Source organism: Rhodococcus sp. KRD197, assembly GCF_017168235.1.
Lineage (GTDB): Bacteria > Actinomycetota > Actinomycetes > Mycobacteriales > Mycobacteriaceae > Rhodococcoides.
In genome coordinates, this window is the sequence record NZ_JABFAO010000076.1 from 54558 (window position 1) to 72112 (window position 17555).

At 63.4% G+C, this 17555-nt stretch carries 11 protein-coding genes; 4 read left to right on the plus strand and 7 right to left on the minus strand.

Annotated features, from left to right (window positions below; all coding sequences use genetic code 11):
• Positions 1–7: 7 nt before the first annotated feature.
• Genes J1M86_RS25230 through J1M86_RS25240 form a run of 3 tightly spaced genes read right to left on the minus strand, consistent with a single transcriptional unit; the run spans position 8 to position 5192 of the window.
• Complete coding sequence (locus J1M86_RS25230) at positions 8–1645, minus strand: acyl-CoA dehydrogenase family protein (protein ID WP_206511823.1); 1638 nt, start codon at positions 1643–1645, stop codon at positions 8–10.
• Positions 1642–3450 (minus strand): acyl-CoA dehydrogenase family protein, encoded by a 1809-nt coding sequence (locus J1M86_RS25235; RefSeq protein ID WP_206511824.1) that lies wholly within the window; start codon positions 3448–3450, stop codon positions 1642–1644. Before J1M86_RS25235 ends, J1M86_RS25230 begins: the two co-directional genes overlap by 4 nt.
• Complete coding sequence (locus J1M86_RS25240; RefSeq protein ID WP_206511825.1) at positions 3447–5192, minus strand: fatty acyl-AMP ligase; 1746 nt, start codon at positions 5190–5192, stop codon at positions 3447–3449. Before J1M86_RS25240 ends, J1M86_RS25235 begins: the two co-directional genes overlap by 4 nt.
• A gap of 272 nt (positions 5193–5464) precedes the next feature.
• Between J1M86_RS25240 and J1M86_RS25245 the strand changes: the two genes are divergently transcribed.
• Positions 5465–6001, plus strand: a complete 537-nt coding sequence (locus J1M86_RS25245; protein WP_206511826.1) for an SRPBCC domain-containing protein — start codon at positions 5465–5467, stop codon at positions 5999–6001.
• Positions 6001–8325, plus strand: coding sequence for an MMPL family transporter (locus J1M86_RS25250; RefSeq protein ID WP_206511827.1), 2325 nt, complete (start codon positions 6001–6003; stop codon positions 8323–8325). The genes J1M86_RS25245 and J1M86_RS25250 overlap by 1 nt, the downstream gene beginning before the upstream one ends.
• 17 nt (positions 8326–8342) lie before the next feature.
• Here the strand turns inward: J1M86_RS25250 and J1M86_RS25255 are convergent, their stop codons facing one another.
• A complete protein-coding gene (locus J1M86_RS25255) occupies positions 8343–9944 on the minus strand; it encodes a DASS family sodium-coupled anion symporter (protein ID WP_206511828.1) in 1602 nt (533 codons plus the stop codon).
• Positions 9945–10189: 245 nt separating this feature from the next.
• Between J1M86_RS25255 and J1M86_RS25260 the strand changes: the two genes are divergently transcribed.
• On the plus strand, positions 10190–11086 hold the full coding sequence (locus J1M86_RS25260; RefSeq protein WP_206511829.1) for a universal stress protein: 897 nt from the start codon (positions 10190–10192) through the stop codon (positions 11084–11086).
• Between the two features lie 51 nt (positions 11087–11137).
• On the opposite strand, the gene J1M86_RS25265 is transcribed toward J1M86_RS25260, so the two are convergent.
• Complete coding sequence (locus J1M86_RS25265; protein WP_206511830.1) at positions 11138–12547, minus strand: carotenoid oxygenase family protein; 1410 nt, start codon at positions 12545–12547, stop codon at positions 11138–11140.
• 192 nt (positions 12548–12739) lie between these two features.
• Positions 12740–13882: a beta-ketoacyl synthase N-terminal-like domain-containing protein gene (locus J1M86_RS25270; protein ID WP_075837585.1), complete on the minus strand. Its 1143-nt coding sequence runs from the start codon at positions 13880–13882 to the stop codon at positions 12740–12742.
• 202 nt (positions 13883–14084) lie between these two features.
• Between J1M86_RS25270 and J1M86_RS25275 the strand changes: the two genes are divergently transcribed.
• On the plus strand, positions 14085–15752 hold the full coding sequence (locus J1M86_RS25275; RefSeq protein ID WP_206511831.1) for a bifunctional diguanylate cyclase/phosphodiesterase: 1668 nt from the start codon (positions 14085–14087) through the stop codon (positions 15750–15752).
• Positions 15753–15766: 14 nt separating this feature from the next.
• Here J1M86_RS25275 and J1M86_RS25280 read toward each other — a convergent pair whose 3' ends face one another.
• Positions 15767–17497: a GAF domain-containing protein gene (locus tag J1M86_RS25280; RefSeq protein ID WP_241260655.1), complete on the minus strand. Its 1731-nt coding sequence runs from the start codon at positions 17495–17497 to the stop codon at positions 15767–15769.
• Positions 17498–17555 lie beyond the last annotated feature (58 nt).

The window sequence follows — 17555 nt, forward strand, 5'->3', positions numbered from 1 at the left end:
CCGGGCGTCAGGGCATCGTGCGGGGGACTGCGCGCTCACGAAGATCGAATGCGCGCCCCTCGTGGGTTCGTCGGAGTACTTCGGTGAAGGTCTCGAGTACGACATGGGTAGGTGCCGCCAGCCGCAGGCCTGCCACCCGTTCCGCGATGCGGTGCAGGGCAAGCACTGCCCACGGCGGGGCGTCCCCATCGAGCCTGTCGACGACGGCAGCCGCCATGAGGAGCAGCGAATACTGCTCGGTGAGGCGCATCGCCGCGGCAGACGCGGTCACACCGAGGTCCTGCGGAGTCAGGGTTGCGGCCGCTGACCGCAGCTCGGTGACAGCACCCGCGAGAACTGGCCACACCTCGGCCAGCGCTGGATGTTTCGGCGCCGACTCGATGCCGACTCGAAGACGGTTCAGGACAGGGTCCGGTCCAGGGCTGAGCATCCGCAGGGACGCGAAATTCAACGGCACTGGTTCGGATTCACGGGCGCTGGCTGCGGCCGCGTCACCTCGGGTGGTCAGGCGCTTGAGCTGGGGCAGGATCGCCAACTGGCAGGCAGCTCCACCCGCATGTCCGATCGCGAGTGCGGCAAAATCACGATAGTGCTTGCCGAACAGTGCGTACGGTCCCGTTCGCAGGTAGAAACGCGCACCGAGAACGACGGACAGGTCGGACATCACAGATTCCAAGACCCTCGGAACGATGTATTTCGCTGCAGCGGAGTGCGCACTGCCGAACTCCGGCCGGGTATGCAGTGTCTCGGCCGCGTCGGCGATCATGCATTCTGCAGCCATGAGATCAGCGAAAGCCGATGCGAGAGTGTGCTGAACGTGCGGTAGATCCGAAAGGTCGCGGCCGTACAGGCGCCTTCGCGAAGTGAAACCGGCGACCGCGAAGAGGCTCTCGTCGACTGGCCCCAGACCTGCGCCCGCGGCCACACATCTCGACACCTGGAAAGACTTGAGGGCGGTTTCGACTGCGGTGCCGGGTGCACCCAGCATGTTCGAGGACGCCACCGGCGTGTTCCGAAAGTCGAGTCCACTGAGTCGACAACCGCGCAGAGCCAAGCTCCGATGCCGGGGAGTCGCTGTGGGCGAGTCGGGACCGTCGAGATCGACCAAGAACAGCGAGTGCTCCCGGCCACCGGATCCGGATGCTCCGGTGCGAGCGAACACGACGGCCGACGCTGACCGGTCGGCGTTGTTGATCACCGATTTCGTGCCGTTCAGCCGGTAGATGTCGGCGTCCTCCGTGGCCTGCAGTGCATTCGCGCCGAAGTCGTTCCCATGATCGAGCTCGTGGTAGGCAACGGAGATCGGAGTGCCCGACATCAGCGTTGCAGCAACCGCAGCCTTCTGGTCGTCCCGACCTGCTGCGTAGACATTGACCGCGGCCATGAACGAGGTGAGGCCGTACCCGAGGCCGAGTGAGGCGTCGCGTCCGAAAACTGGTCGTAGCAACTGAATCAGCCGCTCGGTCGAGGTGAATCGGCCACCGAGTGCAGTCGGCACGAACTCCGCGCCGAACCCGTAGCTGTCGAGGACCGATCGTGTTCCGGCCATGATCTCGCGGCGTTCGTCGGCTTCGAGAACACCGGTGACCCCGTAGGCGTTGTCGGGATCGTACGGATCGCCGAGCATTGTGTCGAGGCTGGTCATGCGATCACCCGCCCGTCGTCGACGTTGCCTGAGACCGGCACGTCGAACAGCGTCGGGTGCGAATGACGGCCGAGCTGATCGAGCAGCACGCGATAGCCTGCGTCGACGCTGTCGAGGGGCAGGGGGCGTCGTATCCCGATTCTGGCGAGTGCGGTGTGCAGCGCGAGCTGTAGCCAGAGTGCATCGGACCACAGTGCGTCTGAAGGCATATCTGCTCTGTTGTTCAGGTATATCTGTATTGCCGCTGATCCGGCGATACATGCTGCGAGTTGTTCCGCTGCAACGAAAGCCGCAGTCGGAACTTCGACTGGGTCACGGCCCAGCAGGCGGGTTTCCTCGGACAGTGTCTCGACGGTATGAACCAACTCCTGCGCGCAGTCGAGCACGAATGCGTGCCCTGAGTCCCGGCTGTCGAGGGTTTTGTCGAGTTCGCGGACCGATTCGGCGAGAACAGACAGTAGCCCGAGCCCGCGGCGGGGAATCAAGGACAGTCGGTCGAGATCGAGAGCCGGGAGCGGCGCACCGATGGAGGCGGACACTCGGAGGTTGTGATGGTCCTCGGCGGTCCGTGCGTTCTTCTTCCACAACAGTACCGAGAACTGGCTGATCAGAGTGTTCAGATTGACCACGGTGTTTCCGTCGAACAGGGAGACGATTCTGTGGTCTCGCTCGACCTTGTACAGGGTTCCTTCGGTACCGATCCCCGAGAGGAGCGATCGGGCACCCATCAGTCTGCGGAGGTCGATCATCGTCGACTCGATCGTCGACGGGACGAGGTACTTGCTCGCGGCCGCGAGGCAGGACTGTTCGCCAGGCAGAACGTGCATCGACCGTGCTGCGACAGTGGTCAATGCCTCCGCCAGCAAGTGGGCGCCGAACGATTCGACGAGCACGGTTCGCGCGGCAGGCAGATCGCCGAGCGTGCGACCGTACAGCACACGATCGCGGACGAACCGGCCCGTGATCGCCAAGGCGTGGTCACTGGCGCCGAGCGAGAGGTAGCAACACATCGTGCGAGTCAGTTGCAGTGCCTTGAGTACGATCTCGAGGCCGTGACCCTCGCGTCCGACAAGAGCTGACGCCGGCACGTATGCACGATCGAAAGTGATGCCGCTGATGTCGGCGCCCCGAATGCCGTGGGTCAGCTCTTTCGGCAGTGTGCCGAATGTCGCGGCACCGAGTTCGGACTTCTCGACGAGGAACAAGCTGTAGCCCCGCGCGGTGCCGCCGTCGCGGGTGCGTGCCAGTACGCAGACTGCATGTCCGCGGGTCGCGTTGTTGATCAACCACTTTTCGCCGTGCAGCAGAAACCCGTCGGCGTCCTGTCCGAAGCCCACTCTCGCGTCCGTGGCGTGACCGTGCACATCGATGGCGTCCGCGTGGACGTCACCGGAGAGCAGATCGCTTCCGCGTGATCGCTCGGTCAACCCCCATGACACCTGCTTCCCCTCGCAGACGAGGTCCGCGAGTTGCTGGCGTTGCTCGTCGTTCCCGGCAACCCAGGCCGATACGGCCCCGAGAAATGTCTTCCCGTGTGCAACAGCGAGAGTGACATCCGTCCTCGCCAGGCTGCGGACGATTCGGCCCGCATCCGGGTAGTCGTCGAGAAGCCCTCCGAACTGGGTGGGGACGTAGCAACGCTGCACTCCCAGCCGGTTCAAGGCTTCGGTCAACTCGGTGGGAAACTCGTCCGCGTCGTCCAGGTCTTCGACGTCCGCTTCGTCGACCGACGCGAGTAGAGCCGCGAGGCGGCGCTCGAGCTCATCGACGGACACTGCGTGATCGAGGTCGAGGTCGGCGGTCATTGTGAGGCCGATGCGCCGGTCAGTGCAGCTCCGCGATCCTCGAGCCGGCCGTCGCGGAAATGATCGCGCATCTCGGCCCGACGTATCTTTCCGCTTGTCGTGCGGGAGACAACCTTGCGGTCGACGAGTACGATCTCGCTTACCGCGAGGCCGTGGGACCGTCGAATCGCCTCGTGCAAAAGAGGTTTCAGATCGGCGGCGTCCAGTTCGCCGAGAGCATCCGCGCTGAACTCCTGCACGAGAATCACTCGCTCGGGGAACTCGCCCATCCCGAAGGCGGCCGTCAAGCCGAGCTCGACGGCTGGATGCGCCGATTTGGCGGTCTGCTCGAGGTCGTGCGGGTAGTGGTTCTTACCGTTGACGATGATGACGTCCTTGAGGCGCCCGGTGACGAACAACTCGTCCCCGACGAAGCAACCGAGGTCCCCTGTCCGCATGTACCCCTTGTCACCGGACAATCCCAGGTCGAACGTTTCCGCCGTGGCCGCCTCGTTCCTCCAATAACCCTGCGCGACTGTCTCGCCTCGGACCCAGATCTCGCCGATACGGCCGTTCTGCAGTCGCTCCAAGCTCGCGGGGTCGACGATGGCAACCTCCGATACGCCGACGACACCACTGCCGACCAGCGGACGCACCGGGCCGTTCTCCGTTGCCGCAGATACTCGGTTGTCCTCGAGGGCATCGGCATCGGCGTCGAATACCGTGAAACCGGTCCCGCGTACACCGGACACCAGCAGTGTTGCTTCTGCCAGGCCGTAGCACGGGTACACCGCCTTCGCGTCGAGTCCGGACGGGGCGAACCGTTCGCAGAAATCGACCAGCGTCTGCGGATGCACCGGTTCGGAACCGTTCAGAATGATCCGAACATGGGCGAGATCCAAACCGGCCGTGTTGTCTTCGGTCGCGCGCCTGGTGCACATTTCGAACGCGAAGTTCGGTGCGACGGTCATGGTTCCGCCGAATCTGGACAGTGTTTCCAGCCACAGCATCGGCCGCTTCAGAAATGCCACGGGGGAGAGGTAGTGCCCGGGGAAGCCGACGTAGAGCGGGTGCAGGAGCTGACCGATCAAGCCCATGTCATGGAAGTGAGGCAGCCATCCAGCGGCGACGTCGTTCTGCGTGGCCTCGGTGACCAGGTGAATCTCGCGCTGGTTCGCCATCAAGTTTCGGTGCGTGATGACGACACCCTTGGGGTCGGTGGTCGATCCCGAGGTGTACTGAAGGAACGCCACCGTGTCCGGTGTGGGGGCTTCGAATGGGGAGCTAGGGGCGGTCGAGACATCGATCGAGTCGACAGCGACCACGCTGCGAACCTCGTCCAGCCCGCTCTCGGTCAACCACGTCGTGATCGCGGGTCGCAGTGCTTCCGTTGTCAACAAGACGCCGATGTCGGAATCACGCACGATCTTGCCGAGACGCTCCATTCCCTTCGCGTCGGTCGGAACCGGTGCCGGTACCGCGATGACCTGGGCGAACAGACAGCCGATGAACGAGTAGAGGAACTCGTGACCGGGCGCGAACAACAGCAAGGCGCGTTCACCGACGCCGTGCGCTTCGCGCAGGTACCCGGCGACCGCAGCGGACTGGGCGTCGAGTTCGCCGAACGTCAGTGTGCGTTCCGCGGCAGGTTCTCCGCGGTCGGACAGGAACGAGATCGCCAGGCGGTCGGAGTTCTCGGCGACGATTCCGCGGAAGTGGGACACGAAATCGTCGAAATATACTGCGCCTTCGGAGTTCTGCATCGAACGCGGCTCCCTGATCGTCTGTGGGCACACAAAAGTTTCGGACGGAAACCAAACGTAGCCGGTGGGCCTTGGGTGGGACTTCGGCGTCGCTTAAGGAACTCTTGTGGAGTCGCCGTTCTTGCCTTCGAGCGGCTTCGGGTCCCTTGGCCTCGAGTCCGGGAACTGTTACCTTCTGTGCGCAAACGCAATTCGGCCGGTCGGTCGAAGTGCCGCTCAATTCGAAGGTGTTGCAAGCGAACACCGGTCAATGGTCGAGAGAGATGCCCAGGATGGGAACTATTGTCATGGTCGTAGTAATCGGGGCGGCGGTCGCATACGCAGTGTGGTCCACTCGCAAATCGTTCGTCATCCGCGCCGAGCGCGAAATCGACGCATCGCCGGACGAGGTCTGGAGCGTCCTCGTGGACCGGGAGTCCTACCCGCGTTGGAACCCGTTCGTCCTCTCGTCCACGGGCCCGCTGGCTGAAGGCGCCACCATCACCAACGTCCTGGCGGACACCAAGGGCGGGACCTCGACGTTCACTCCGACCGTGCTGACGTTGTCGGTGAACCGAGAATTCCGGTGGAAGGGGAAGTTCTGGTTGCCGGGATTGTTCGACGGCGAGCACTTCTTCACCATCGACGAGATCGCCCCGGGGCGCGTCCGCTTCGTGCAGGAGGAGCACTTCCGCGGGTTGGTGGTTCCGCCCCTCCGCGGCATGCTCCGCAACGACACCTTGACCCAGTTCCGCGCCATGAACGACGCGCTGGCCAACGAGGTGCAGCTGCGTTCGACGTCGGTCACGAGCATGTCCGAGGAGAACTGATGGCGCACAGGCTCTACCGACTCGGACGTTTCGCGTTCGACCACAAATGGTCGGTCGTGGCGGCCTGGCTTGCAGTCCTCGTGGTCACCGGCTTCATGGCGGTCACGATGTCGAAACCCATGCAGGACTCGCTGACCATTCCCAACACGCCGGCCGAGCAAGCTCGGGCGATGGCGGCCGAGCTCTTCGCGGGCGAGCCGGCCGATGCTGTCGCGGACGTCACCATGGTCATCGGTGCGCCCGACGGATCGACTCTGAACGACGGCCCGGCAGCAACCGCGGTGCAGCGTCTCGTCGACGATCTGCAGGGTCTGCCGCAGCTGTCGACGACCTCGACAATCGCTGATCCCGTCCAGGCGGCGGAGGTTCAGACCGAACTCCTGGTGGCAAACGCGCTCGAAAATGGAGTCTCCGAGGATCGCGCACGGTCCGACGCAGCCGCCGTCAGTCCGCTCAGTGCCGATGGCACCGTCGGGACGGTGGAATGGTCGTTCGACGTGACGGACGCTGCGGACGTGAGCGAGGACACGAAGGCGCGGGTGGAGACGATCGCAGAAACCGCTCGCAGCTCAGGACTCGACATCGGGTATTTCGGTCCCGGCATGGAAAGTTCGAGCGTCATCGACCCGACGAGTGAGCTGATCGGCCTCTTGGTAGCTGCCGTTGTTCTCATCTTCACGTTCGGATCTCTCGTCGCTGCGGGGCTGCCGCTGATCACCGCCGTGGTCGGGGTGGCCATCGGCGTGCTCGGCGTCGTTGCTGCGACCGCCTTCACCGATCTCGGATCGACCACACCGTTGCTGGCAACGATGCTCGGACTCGCGGTGGGCATCGACTATGCACTCTTCGTGCTGTCCCGATACCGACACGAGCTCGGTGAGGTGAGCGACCGCAGAGAAGCAGTCGGACGGGCCGTAGGAACAGCCGGATCGTCGATCGTCTTCGCAGGAGCAACGGTGGTGATCGCCCTCGCGGCGTTGGCCGTCGTGGGGATACCGTTCCTGACGTCGATGGGCATCGCAGCCGCAGCCACCGTCGCAGTCGCCGTATTGATTGCACTGACGTTGCTTCCCGCCCTCATCGGTGTGTTCGGAAGAAGAGCATTCGCCGGGCGCATCCCGGGCGTCGGCGCGGCGAGCGAACCTACCGTCGAACGAAATAGTCTCGGCCGCAGATGGATCGGTGTCGTGCGGGCCGCACCGATCCGTGCGCTCGTCGCAGGCGTCGTAGCTCTCGTTTTGCTTGCACTACCGGTGACCCATCTGGCCATGGCGCTGCCCTCCGACGCAACGGCGGCAGTGGGAACCCCTGCTCGAGAGGGTTCGGATCTGATCGAACGAGGCTTCGGTGCCGGACGAAATGCTCCACTGCTGATGGTGATCGATGCCGAGGAGGCCCAGTCTCCGGACGCCTTCGAGCGCGTGATCGAGTGGGCTTCGGACGTTCCAGGAGTCGTGGGCGCCCAGTTGATCGGAACGAACGATGCCGGTGACGGAGCTCGTGTCCTCATCACGCCCTCCGGCGGACCCAACGACGAGTCGACCAAGACATTGTTGTCCGATCTGCGAGGTGGGACGGCTGACGTGGAGGCCGCTACCGGAACGAAAATCGGCGTGACGGGCATCGTTGCCGTCCAGACAGACGTGACCGACCGTCTGTCGAACGCATTACCGGTCTACCTGCTCATCGTCGTCGGATTGGCGTTCTTGTTGTTGACGGTGGTGTTCGGTTCGATCGTGGTTCCGCTCACCGCCGCGGCCGGCTTCCTGCTGTCCGTGGGAGCAACGTTCGGTGTGACTGTTCTGCTGTTCCAGGACGGCCTGTTCGGCTTGTTCTCACCGGCGCCCCTGGCCTCGTCGATGCCGATCTTCCTCATCGGCATCGTCTTCGGACTTGCGATGGACTACCACGTGTTCTTGGTTTCGCGGATGAAGGAATCGTATTCGCGTGGCGGCGAGGCCACGACTGCGGTGGTCGAGGGGTTCACACAGAGTGCGCGCGTGGTCACGGCAGCGGCCCTGATCATGGTGTCGGTGTTCGCAGCATTCGTTGCACAGGACGATCTGTTCATTCAATCCATGGGCTTCGCCCTCGCGACGGCGGTGTTCCTCGACGCCTTCGTGGTGCGAATGACAATCATCCCTGCAGCAATGCTGCTGCTCGGCGAACGCGCTTGGTGGATGCCGAGGGCTCTGCGCGCAGTGTTGCCGAGGATAGACATCGACGGCGAATCGTTGGTCGACAAACCTTCCAGCATGCCAACGGATTCCGAGGTGCGTCCAAACACGCCGGACGCGAAACCGTCAGTATTCACCCAGGGATGACGGTATTGATCGTTCGGTCAATACGCCACGTCCAATGACCAGGCGAAGACGGTATAAGCGGCGATCGTGATCAAGGCAATGGACACGAGGTTGAGCCACACGCCGCCGCGCATCATCTGCCCGATGGTGACGTAACCGCTCGCGTACGCGACGGCGTTCGGGGGTGTCGCCACGGGCAGCATGAATGCACAGGTTGCCGCGAGTGCGACGGGGATGGTCAGCGTGAGCAGGTCGATGTTCATCCCCATCGCCACACCGCCGGCAATGGGTAGGAAGGTTGCTGCCGTCGCTGTGTTGCTGGTGATCTCGGTGAGGAAGATGATTGCCGTCGTTATGACGATGATCAGCAGGATCACCGGGATCGTATCGAGACCTGCTGCCACACTGCCGATCCAGTCGGTGAGGCCGCTGGACTGGAACTGAGACGACAGGGCAAGTCCGCCGCCGAAGAGCAGCAGCACACCCCAGGGCAGCTTGACCGCTGTCTCCCAGTCCATCAGGCGCACACCGGCCTTGCTTCCGCTGGGAAGCAAGAACAGCAGAATCGCTGCGGTCATGGCGATCCCGGTATCGGAGATCGGAGGGTCGTCGAAAAGGAGTGGAACAGCAACCCAGGATGCTGCTGCCAGACAGAAGATGGCCGCCACTCGAATCTCGCCTTGCGCCATCTTTCCCAGCGCATCCAACTCACCCCTGATGAGGTTCTTGCCGCCGGGGATGTCATCGATCTCGGGCTTGAACAGAACGTGGGTGAGCAGAAACCAGGCAAAAAGCAACAAGACCACCGCGAGCGGCACTCCCGCGATCATCCATTCGAGGAATCCGATGGTGATTCCTTCGCCTTCCAGATAGCCCACCAGCAGGGTGTTGGGTGGGGTGCCGATGATCGTCCCCAACGATCCGATCGAGGCCGCATACGCGATACCCAACATCAGGGCAGTGCCGAAGTTGCTCTTGATCACCGCCGCCGTGATCGTTGCGGCGTCGGGTGCGTCGTCCCCGGAAGCGGGGGTACCCCCAGCCTTCTTGCCGATGTCGAGCACCAGAACCAGAACCGAAACACCGATCGGGATCATCATCACCGCGGTCGCCGTGTTCGACACCCACATCGACAGGAAGCCTGTCGCGATCATGAATCCGGCGATCACCATCGTCGGCTTGGTGCCCATGGCGCTGACCGTCAACAACGCAATCCGACGGTGCAGATTCCACCGTTGCATCGCCAGCGCCAACAGGAAGCCTCCCATGAACAGGAAGATGATGTTGTTGCCGTAGGAGGCGCCCACGTCGTTGACGGCGACATCGGCATCGAAAATCGGAAAGATAATGAGCGGCAACAATGCTGTCGCGGGAATCGGGATTGCCTCGGTCATCCACCAGATGCCCATGAGGACGGCCGTTCCGGCGGTCAACCGAGCAGCGTGTTCGACTTCGTTCGGAAGTGCAACGTAGACCACTGCCGCGAACAAGACGCCTGCGGCGAGCCCGACCCACTGACGCCTCCGACGCCCCGGTTTCACCTCGTCGGCGCGCTCACCGGCCGATCTCTGGTCGAGTTCGTCGAATTCGTTGTTCTCGGAGCCACGATCCGTCTGTTCCTCAGGGCCGAGGTGCGCCATGGGACCTCCTCGTGCTCGGCGTTTCGCCAGCGTAACGTCTCCGGTGGCTGAAAAGTCCGAATCATGCGACGCATTCGGGTAACTGATGCGGCGACGACACCAGGGGCCTACAGTCGATGCTGGTGCAACAGAAGTCCTCGCTGCAGGTGGCCTTCGCCCCTTCCGACGGCCGCCGCCTGCGAGCACGATAGTTGCAGCGATACCGCAATGCGGGTCTCGTTCCACTCGCCGGACGAAGGAATTCCATGATGCAAACCAAAGGGCCACTCACCGAGGATGGACGTTTCGTAGTCGTCATCGACGGATCGCCGACCGATACCGACCAGGTGAAGTGGGCGGTGGGACTCGCGCAACGTGCTCAGGCGCACCTCGAGATCGTGCACGCATCATCGGTGACCGAGTGGAGCGCGGCGATGGCGGCATCGCTGGAGACGAGCGACTATCCCTCGAGGATTCGGAACGCTGCACAGCAGCGACTGGAGGAGGCAGTCCAATCTGCTCACGAGCTCGATCCCGGCATCGAGGTCGACAGTAAGATCGTCGAGTTGTCGGCGGCGAAAATGGCGGAGTCGATCTCGGCCGATGCAACCCTGCTGATCCTCGCCGCCGACAAATCGGGCCCGCTACGCGACATCGCCTTCGGTCATTCCGCGACCACGGTGATCAACGCGGCGTCCTGCCCGACGCTGGTGTGGCGGGCGCGTGGCGACGACGTCGCGACGCAGGAGGGCCCAGTCGTAGTCGGAGTGGACGGTTCGGACCCCTCGAAACGGGCGTTGGCGGCCGCATTCGATCTCGCCCACGTCCTGGGCGTCGAACTACTTGTGGTGCATGTCGGTGCTTCCAGCGAGACTGATGGGCTTTACTACAGCCTGTCCGTGGACTGGAGCCACCTCCGTGAAGCAGAGCGAAAGTGGTTGCAGTCCATGGTCGATGCTTACCACGACGACTATCCGACTGTTTCCGTTCGAGCCCTGTCGGTCGGAGCTTCGGTGGCACGTGAACTGCGCGCGCTGTCGGGAACCGCCCAGGTGGTGGTGGTCGGAAGCCGCGGGCGCGGTCGGTTGTCCGCGGCGGTCCTGGGTTCGGTCAGTCAGAACCTCGTCCACCATGCCGATTGCCCCGTCCTCGTGGTGCACTGAGGCCATCCGTGCACTGATGGCCTCGGTGCACGGAGGGGCGCGAGCTTCGGATCAGTCAAGACCGGGCAACCACGCGCCGTGCAGTCCCGCTGGCACCCGGATCGGCAGGTCGATTGTGGCCAGTGGGCCGTTCTCGGGGTTGTCGGCATCGAGCAGATAGAACCGTGAACGCATGTCGCTCGGGTCGGTGCCGATTGCGCCCCAGTAGTCGTGTCGATCGCTGGGGATGTAGATCGGTTCACCGATCGCGACCCCGGGGTTGAAGCAACTGTCTCGGCCGGTGCGGCTGTCGTGAAACCAGAGACTTTCGAGGTCGTCGTGATCTGCGCCGGCCTTCCCGACGGTGGCGATGTGTCGGTGTTCCCGGGTGAGCATTCGGTCGTCGATGCGCGGGAACTCGAGTCCGGTTCTGTCGCTGATCTGGTCACGCTTGATCACGCCGGTAGCGGGATCGCAGCTGGCGCGCTTCAGAGTCGGTGCGTTCGGTGTGTTCGGTGCCGTCGCGAACCCGACCGGGTAGGCATGTTCGACGTAGTCGATGGTGACGGTCCCGTCGGGGTTGTCGAAAGCGTTCGCGAAATGCCACACCCAGAACGGATCGGTATCGACCCACCGCACCGCGTCGCCGTCCCGCGGAATGAACGCGATGCGGGTGCCTCGCTCCGGCTGCCAGGACAGCAGAGCCCCGCCCCGCATCACCGCAGCCAGATCGAACACCAGCGGATTGGCGAAGAGCACAAGATATCTCTCGGTCATTGCCATGTCATGAATCATCAGCGGCGCATCGAGCCCGTCCACAGGTGTCGGCGCACGGAGCCTGGTGCCGTCGGCGCCCACGACAGACCACGTCAGGTACGGCGCCTCGAGGGCATAGTTGAAGAGAACCATTTCACCGGTGCGAGGGTCGATCTTGGGATGGGCGGTACTGCCGACCAACATCGCGCCATCGCAGTCCTCGGCGCCGAGAGTCGCGAGGGATTGCGGATCGAGCCGGTAGGGCTTGTCGGATTCGGCCATCGCCAGCAGCCGACCGCCGTGCCGAACGATGTTGATGTCGGGCAGTTGGCGCACGGTGCCTGCCAGCGCATCCCCGACCACAGATGCCGGCGGCGTGTAGCCGTCCATCAGGCCCGACCAGATCGTCTCTCCCCGTGCCTCTTCCAACTCGACCATCGGCGTTCGAACGAATCTGTTGGTGTAGGAAGCGCGACCATCCGCGAGAACGATGCGATGGACCATTCCGTCACCGTCCAAGGGATAGGTGAACGATCCGATCGGGTCGAAACGAGGGTTGGGTCCGTTGCGGAGATAGCTGCCGTGCAGGTCGTCGGGGATATTGCCCGTCACCCGAAGATCGCTGACGTCGACTTCCTCCCGCTGCGGGGCGTAGACGCCGGTCAGGTGGGCGTGATGGACGAGGTCGACAGGCGGGGGACGGTGCGGATCAGAGGGCATGGTCATGCTTGCTCCCGGTTCTCGCTCGGGCGACAGCGACATCGACTACAAGCGAAATCGACTACAGAAGGGGAGAGGCCATCATCTCGCGCGCGGTCCCGAAGCGACTCACCCCCGAAGCATGAAGTCGTGGGGGTGCCAGGCGTCCGAATCGCACCGATGGGTGGCCAAGGCGTCCAGCCACCCATCGGAACCGTCTCAGGCCGGTGCCAGAACGACTACGGAATTGTGCCCTCCCATTCCCAGCGAGGACTTGACCGTCAGTCCTGCTTCGGCGGGGGTGAAGCCGTCGAGCAGCAGGGGATGACCATCGGCGACCCGAGGCGCAGCCGGGACGAGATTGCGCTCGAACCCGAGCACCGCGGCGGCGGTTTCGATTGCCGATGCCGCGCCCTGGCAATGCCCCGTCAGTGGCTTGATCGAATACACCTGAGAGCGCGACTCCAGCAGTGACTCCAAGATCGCCGTCTCGGCTGCGTCGCACTGGGCGGTCCCGGGTCCGTGCGCGTTGAGGTACCGCACCTGCGACGGAGTGACGCCCGCGTGCGAAAGCGCCTCCTCGAAGCATCGCCGCACCTGTGTCAGATCGGGGTCGATGGAAGTGGCGTGGAAGCCGTCGTGCGACATCGCCCCTCCCAGCATCCGCCCGTACGAACCTTCGCTGCGCCCCGTCAGCACGAACGCCGTCGCAGCTTCACCCGCCCCGAACCCGCGGCTGCCCTTCTGAAAAGGTCTGCAGACGTCCTGCGGTTCCGCGTCGACGGCAGCAACTCCGAGTTTGATGAAGTGCTCGATGTTCTCCGGCGTCGCCGAAAGATCGGTGGCCAGGAACACCACGTCGTCGACGAATCCGGTATCGAGCCACATCTTGGCGGTGATCAAGCCGGCGTTGCCGGATGCGCACATCGCTGAGACGTTCATTGCAGGGCCGTGAAAGCCGTACTCCTGCATCAGCAATGACACCGGAGTCGACGGCATCAGCGTCAGGTAGTCCCGCACGCGGCGCTGCCCGCCATCTTCGAGGTAGAAGCTGCGCCATTCGTCGACATCGCCCAGTACGACAGCGTGCACCAGGCCCACCCGTCGACCAGGCTTCCAACCGCGAGTGAGTGCATTGTCGATAGCTTCTCGGGCTGCGCCCCGCAGAGCTCGACCGAACCTACTCGAGCCGTCTGCATCGTCACCCCCGGCCGGCACCTTGGCCAGCCACACGGGGTTCTGGCCCGGTTGCGTTAGGTTGTGATGCAGTGTGGCGGCGGCCTTGCCGGACGCCAGTCCGTCCCACAGTGCCTCTGCGCCCCAGCCGTAGCCGGATACGGCTCCGATGCCGGAGATGTTCATGCCGTGTGTATTCACGTCGGTGTCCTATCTTCGAAGGTGACGGGTCCCGAAAGTGGTCCCGCATCTTGAATTAACGCCGCAAACCGGAAGAGAGTCCATTCGGTTCTTCTCATACGTCACCAACGGGACATGGCAGCGACGCGTGCTCGGAAAAGGTGATCTAATCGTGGGAATCGAGCCGCCCACAGACGAGGATCGGACAATGCACCCAGCGTCGCGCGATCGACACCAGGGGCATGATCCACGGCAGCAGGAGGCGTCGAGTGCCGACGGTTCGCTGGTTTTCGGCGAGGAAACAGCCGCCTGGCCAGATCTCGCAGACCGGTACCGCATGCTCATCGAGCACACTCCTGATGCAATCTGCGTCCATCAGTTCGGTCGCATCGTCTACATGAACCCTGCAGGCCTTCGATACCTCGAGGCAGATGGCGATCCGAATCGGGTGATCGGACACGTCATCACCGAGTTCATCCACGCCGACTCGATCGCCCCGATGCTCTCGCGCATCGCCGATCTCGATTGTCAGGGGGCAGTCAGCGAACCCTCCGAGGCCACGGTGATCACCGTGACCGGCGCCCATATCCCCGCCGAGGCGGTATCGGTGCGAACCACCTGGAGCGGAGAGTCGGCATTTCAGGTGATCCTGCGGGACCTGACCGAGCACAAGGCCGCGCAGGAAGCCCTGCTCGGGCAGGCAGCGCTGATCAATCACGTCAGCGACGCCATTGTCTCGGTGTGTCGAGACGGGCTTGTCACCAGCTGGAACCCAGCTGCCGAGCAGGTGTACGGACACAGTTCCACAGCAGTCATCGGCCGCGATCTGTCTGCCGCGTTCGGCGTTGCTTGCTATCCGGCCGCGATCATCGCCGCAGGTGGACGTATACGTGATACCCACGTGAAAACTGACGGCTCACCGCTGGCCGTCACTGTCTCCGCCGCTCAGATGGGCGACGGCTTCGTGCTGGTCTGCGCCGACCAGACGGCTATCCGCCGGGCGGAGGAGCATTTCACCGCGGTGGTCGAATCGCTGGACGAGGGTGTCGTGGTTCTCGACCACACCGGTCACATCACCTCAGCGAACCGAGCTGCGAAATCGATACTGGACGTGCACGCCGGGCTTTCTACGGGAGGGAGAGCGTGGACGCTTCCGTTCCGTGTCTTCGACACCGATGAACACCCGGTGGATCCGGACAATCATCCTGTGGTGTCGACCCGGCGCACCGGCCTGCCGTCGACCGCCGTGATCGGCATCGAACGTCGTCGCGACAACCGTCGATTCTGGCTGTCGCTGACCGCTACCTTGCTCGACCCGGATGATGAGAACTCCTCCGTCGTCGCCGCATTCAGCGACATAACCAGCCAGCATCTCGAGGGAAAGGCGCTCGTGCACGCCGCCACCCACGATCATCTGACCGGGCTGCCCAACCGAACCTGCGTGCTCGAGCGCCTGGACGACGAGCTGGCCCGGCCGAGATCAGGACCGGTCACCGTCCTCTTCATCGACCTGGACAACTTCAAGGCAATCAACGACTCCCACGGTCACGCGGTTGGAGACGCCGTGCTCGAGTCGGTCGCGGACCGTCTCACCGAAGCGCTGACTACCGAGTCGATCGTCGGTCGCATCGGCGGCGACGAGTTCGTCGCCGTCATCCCGAACGGCAACGGAACCGAAGCGGACGAAGTACGCATCGAATTGTCCGTGCCGATGACGGTGTCCGACCGGACGCTGAGGGTGGCTGCGAGCATCGGGCAAGTCATCGTCTCGCCTCGGGATACCCGCAGTGCGCAGGACATCCTGAACGACGCCGACCTCGAGATGTATCAGTCCAAACCTCCGCCGAAGCAGCTGTCCGCGCAGAGGCAGCGCTAGCGAATCAGTTCTTGTCAGGGTAGAGGTGCCGACCAGGTCAGTATCGTCCCGCCTGTCTTCTCGGCTGCTGCGATAGTCATCTGCCCTCCGCATTCCTTGGCGCGTGAGCGTAGATTCTTGAGCCCGCTGGCAGCTATGACCTCGGGGATCCCCACGCCGTTGTCGGTGATTTCGATGGTGAGGTCGTCGTCGACGCTGATCGCGATAGTCACGGTGCTCGCATCGGCGTGGCGAACGCAGTTGCTGATGCCCTCACGAAGGACCGCGAGTGCATGAGCTGCAAGCGGAACGTCGACGACCGAGAGAGGGCCGCTCACACGCAGGGTGGTCCGCAGTCCTGAGTCCTCGGTCATCTCCGAGACAACTGCGTTGACCTGTTGCCGCAGTCCGACCGTCGCTGCATCGGGGGACTGCAAGTCGAAGATGGCGGACCGAATGTCCTGGACTGTGTCCTGCAGGTCGTCGATCGTCGTGGCAAGCCGTGCCTGGATTTGTGGTGCTGTCACGCGCTGAGCCGTGCTTTGCAGCGACAGCCCAGCGGCGAAAATCCGCTGAATGACCCGGTCGTGCAAGTCTCGGGCGATGCGATCACGCTCGCCCAGCACGTCGAGTTCGCGGAGTCTCCGCGCGGCGTTCGCCATCTGCACGGTGACCGCGGCCTGGTCGGCGAACGCGGACACCAATTCGAGCTGATCGCAGTCGAACGGCTCGCTCGATGCCTTGCGCAACACCACGAGAACACCGGTGACGCGATCGGCAGCGCGAAGGGGCGAGATGAGAGCAGGTCCGAAGTCCGTGTTCGATCCAGCTGTCGCGTCGAATTCGAGACGGTCGGCGCGGATCGGTGTCCCTCCGCGGAAGGAGGTACCGGAGGTCGAACCGTATACGGGCAAGATATTTCCCAGGACGCTGCCCGACTCCGTCGACCGATCGCCGGCCACGATGTTGATCACGAGCTCGGTGACGTCCTCCGCTGGGGCGTCCGGGTCGATCGGTGTGGCGATGAAGGCGAGGTCCGCGGCAGTGAGAGTGAGCGCTTTTGCAGCGACCGTGTGCAGGACCTGATCTGTGTCGGTGCCACTGAGAAGTTCGGTTGCGATATCGCGCGTAGCTTCCATCCACGACTGCTTCGTACGAGCCGCGTCGTACAGGCGCGCGTTCTCGATAGCGACGCCGGCCGCCGAAGCGAGCGCGCGAATGACCGCTTCGTCGTCCTCGGTGAAAGTTCGGTTGCCGTTCTTTTCCGTCAGATAGAGATTGCCGAACACCTCGTTGCGTACGCGGATCGGCACACCCAGAAACGAGTTCATGGGAGGGTGGCCTGCAGGAAAACCGATCGACGACGGGTGATCCGACAAACACGTGAGCCTGATGGCACGAGGCTCGTCGATGAGCAAACCAAGGACACCGCCACCCGTTGGCAGCGGCCCGATTCGCGCTGCGGTCTCCTCGTCGATTCCGTGATAGATGAACGCGCTGAGTTCATGATTGTGCCCACGGACTCCGAGCGCGCCGTAACGTGCATCGACGAGTTGAACCGCAGATTCGACGATCGACCGTAGCGTGGCCTCCAAGTCCAAGCCCTTGGAAATGACGAGCATCGAATGCAGCAGAGCATCGAGTTGCTCGCGGGCGTCGACGATCTTGCCGAGGCGCTCTTGAACTTCACCTAGGAGCTCGCGAAGCCGCAGTTGAGACAGCGTGCCACTAAGTTCGCCGGGTTGGTTGCTGGGTTGGTTGCTCAAGGATTCGAACTCATTTCCGACCACCCGGAATATTATGCCCATGATGTCCGCCACGCGC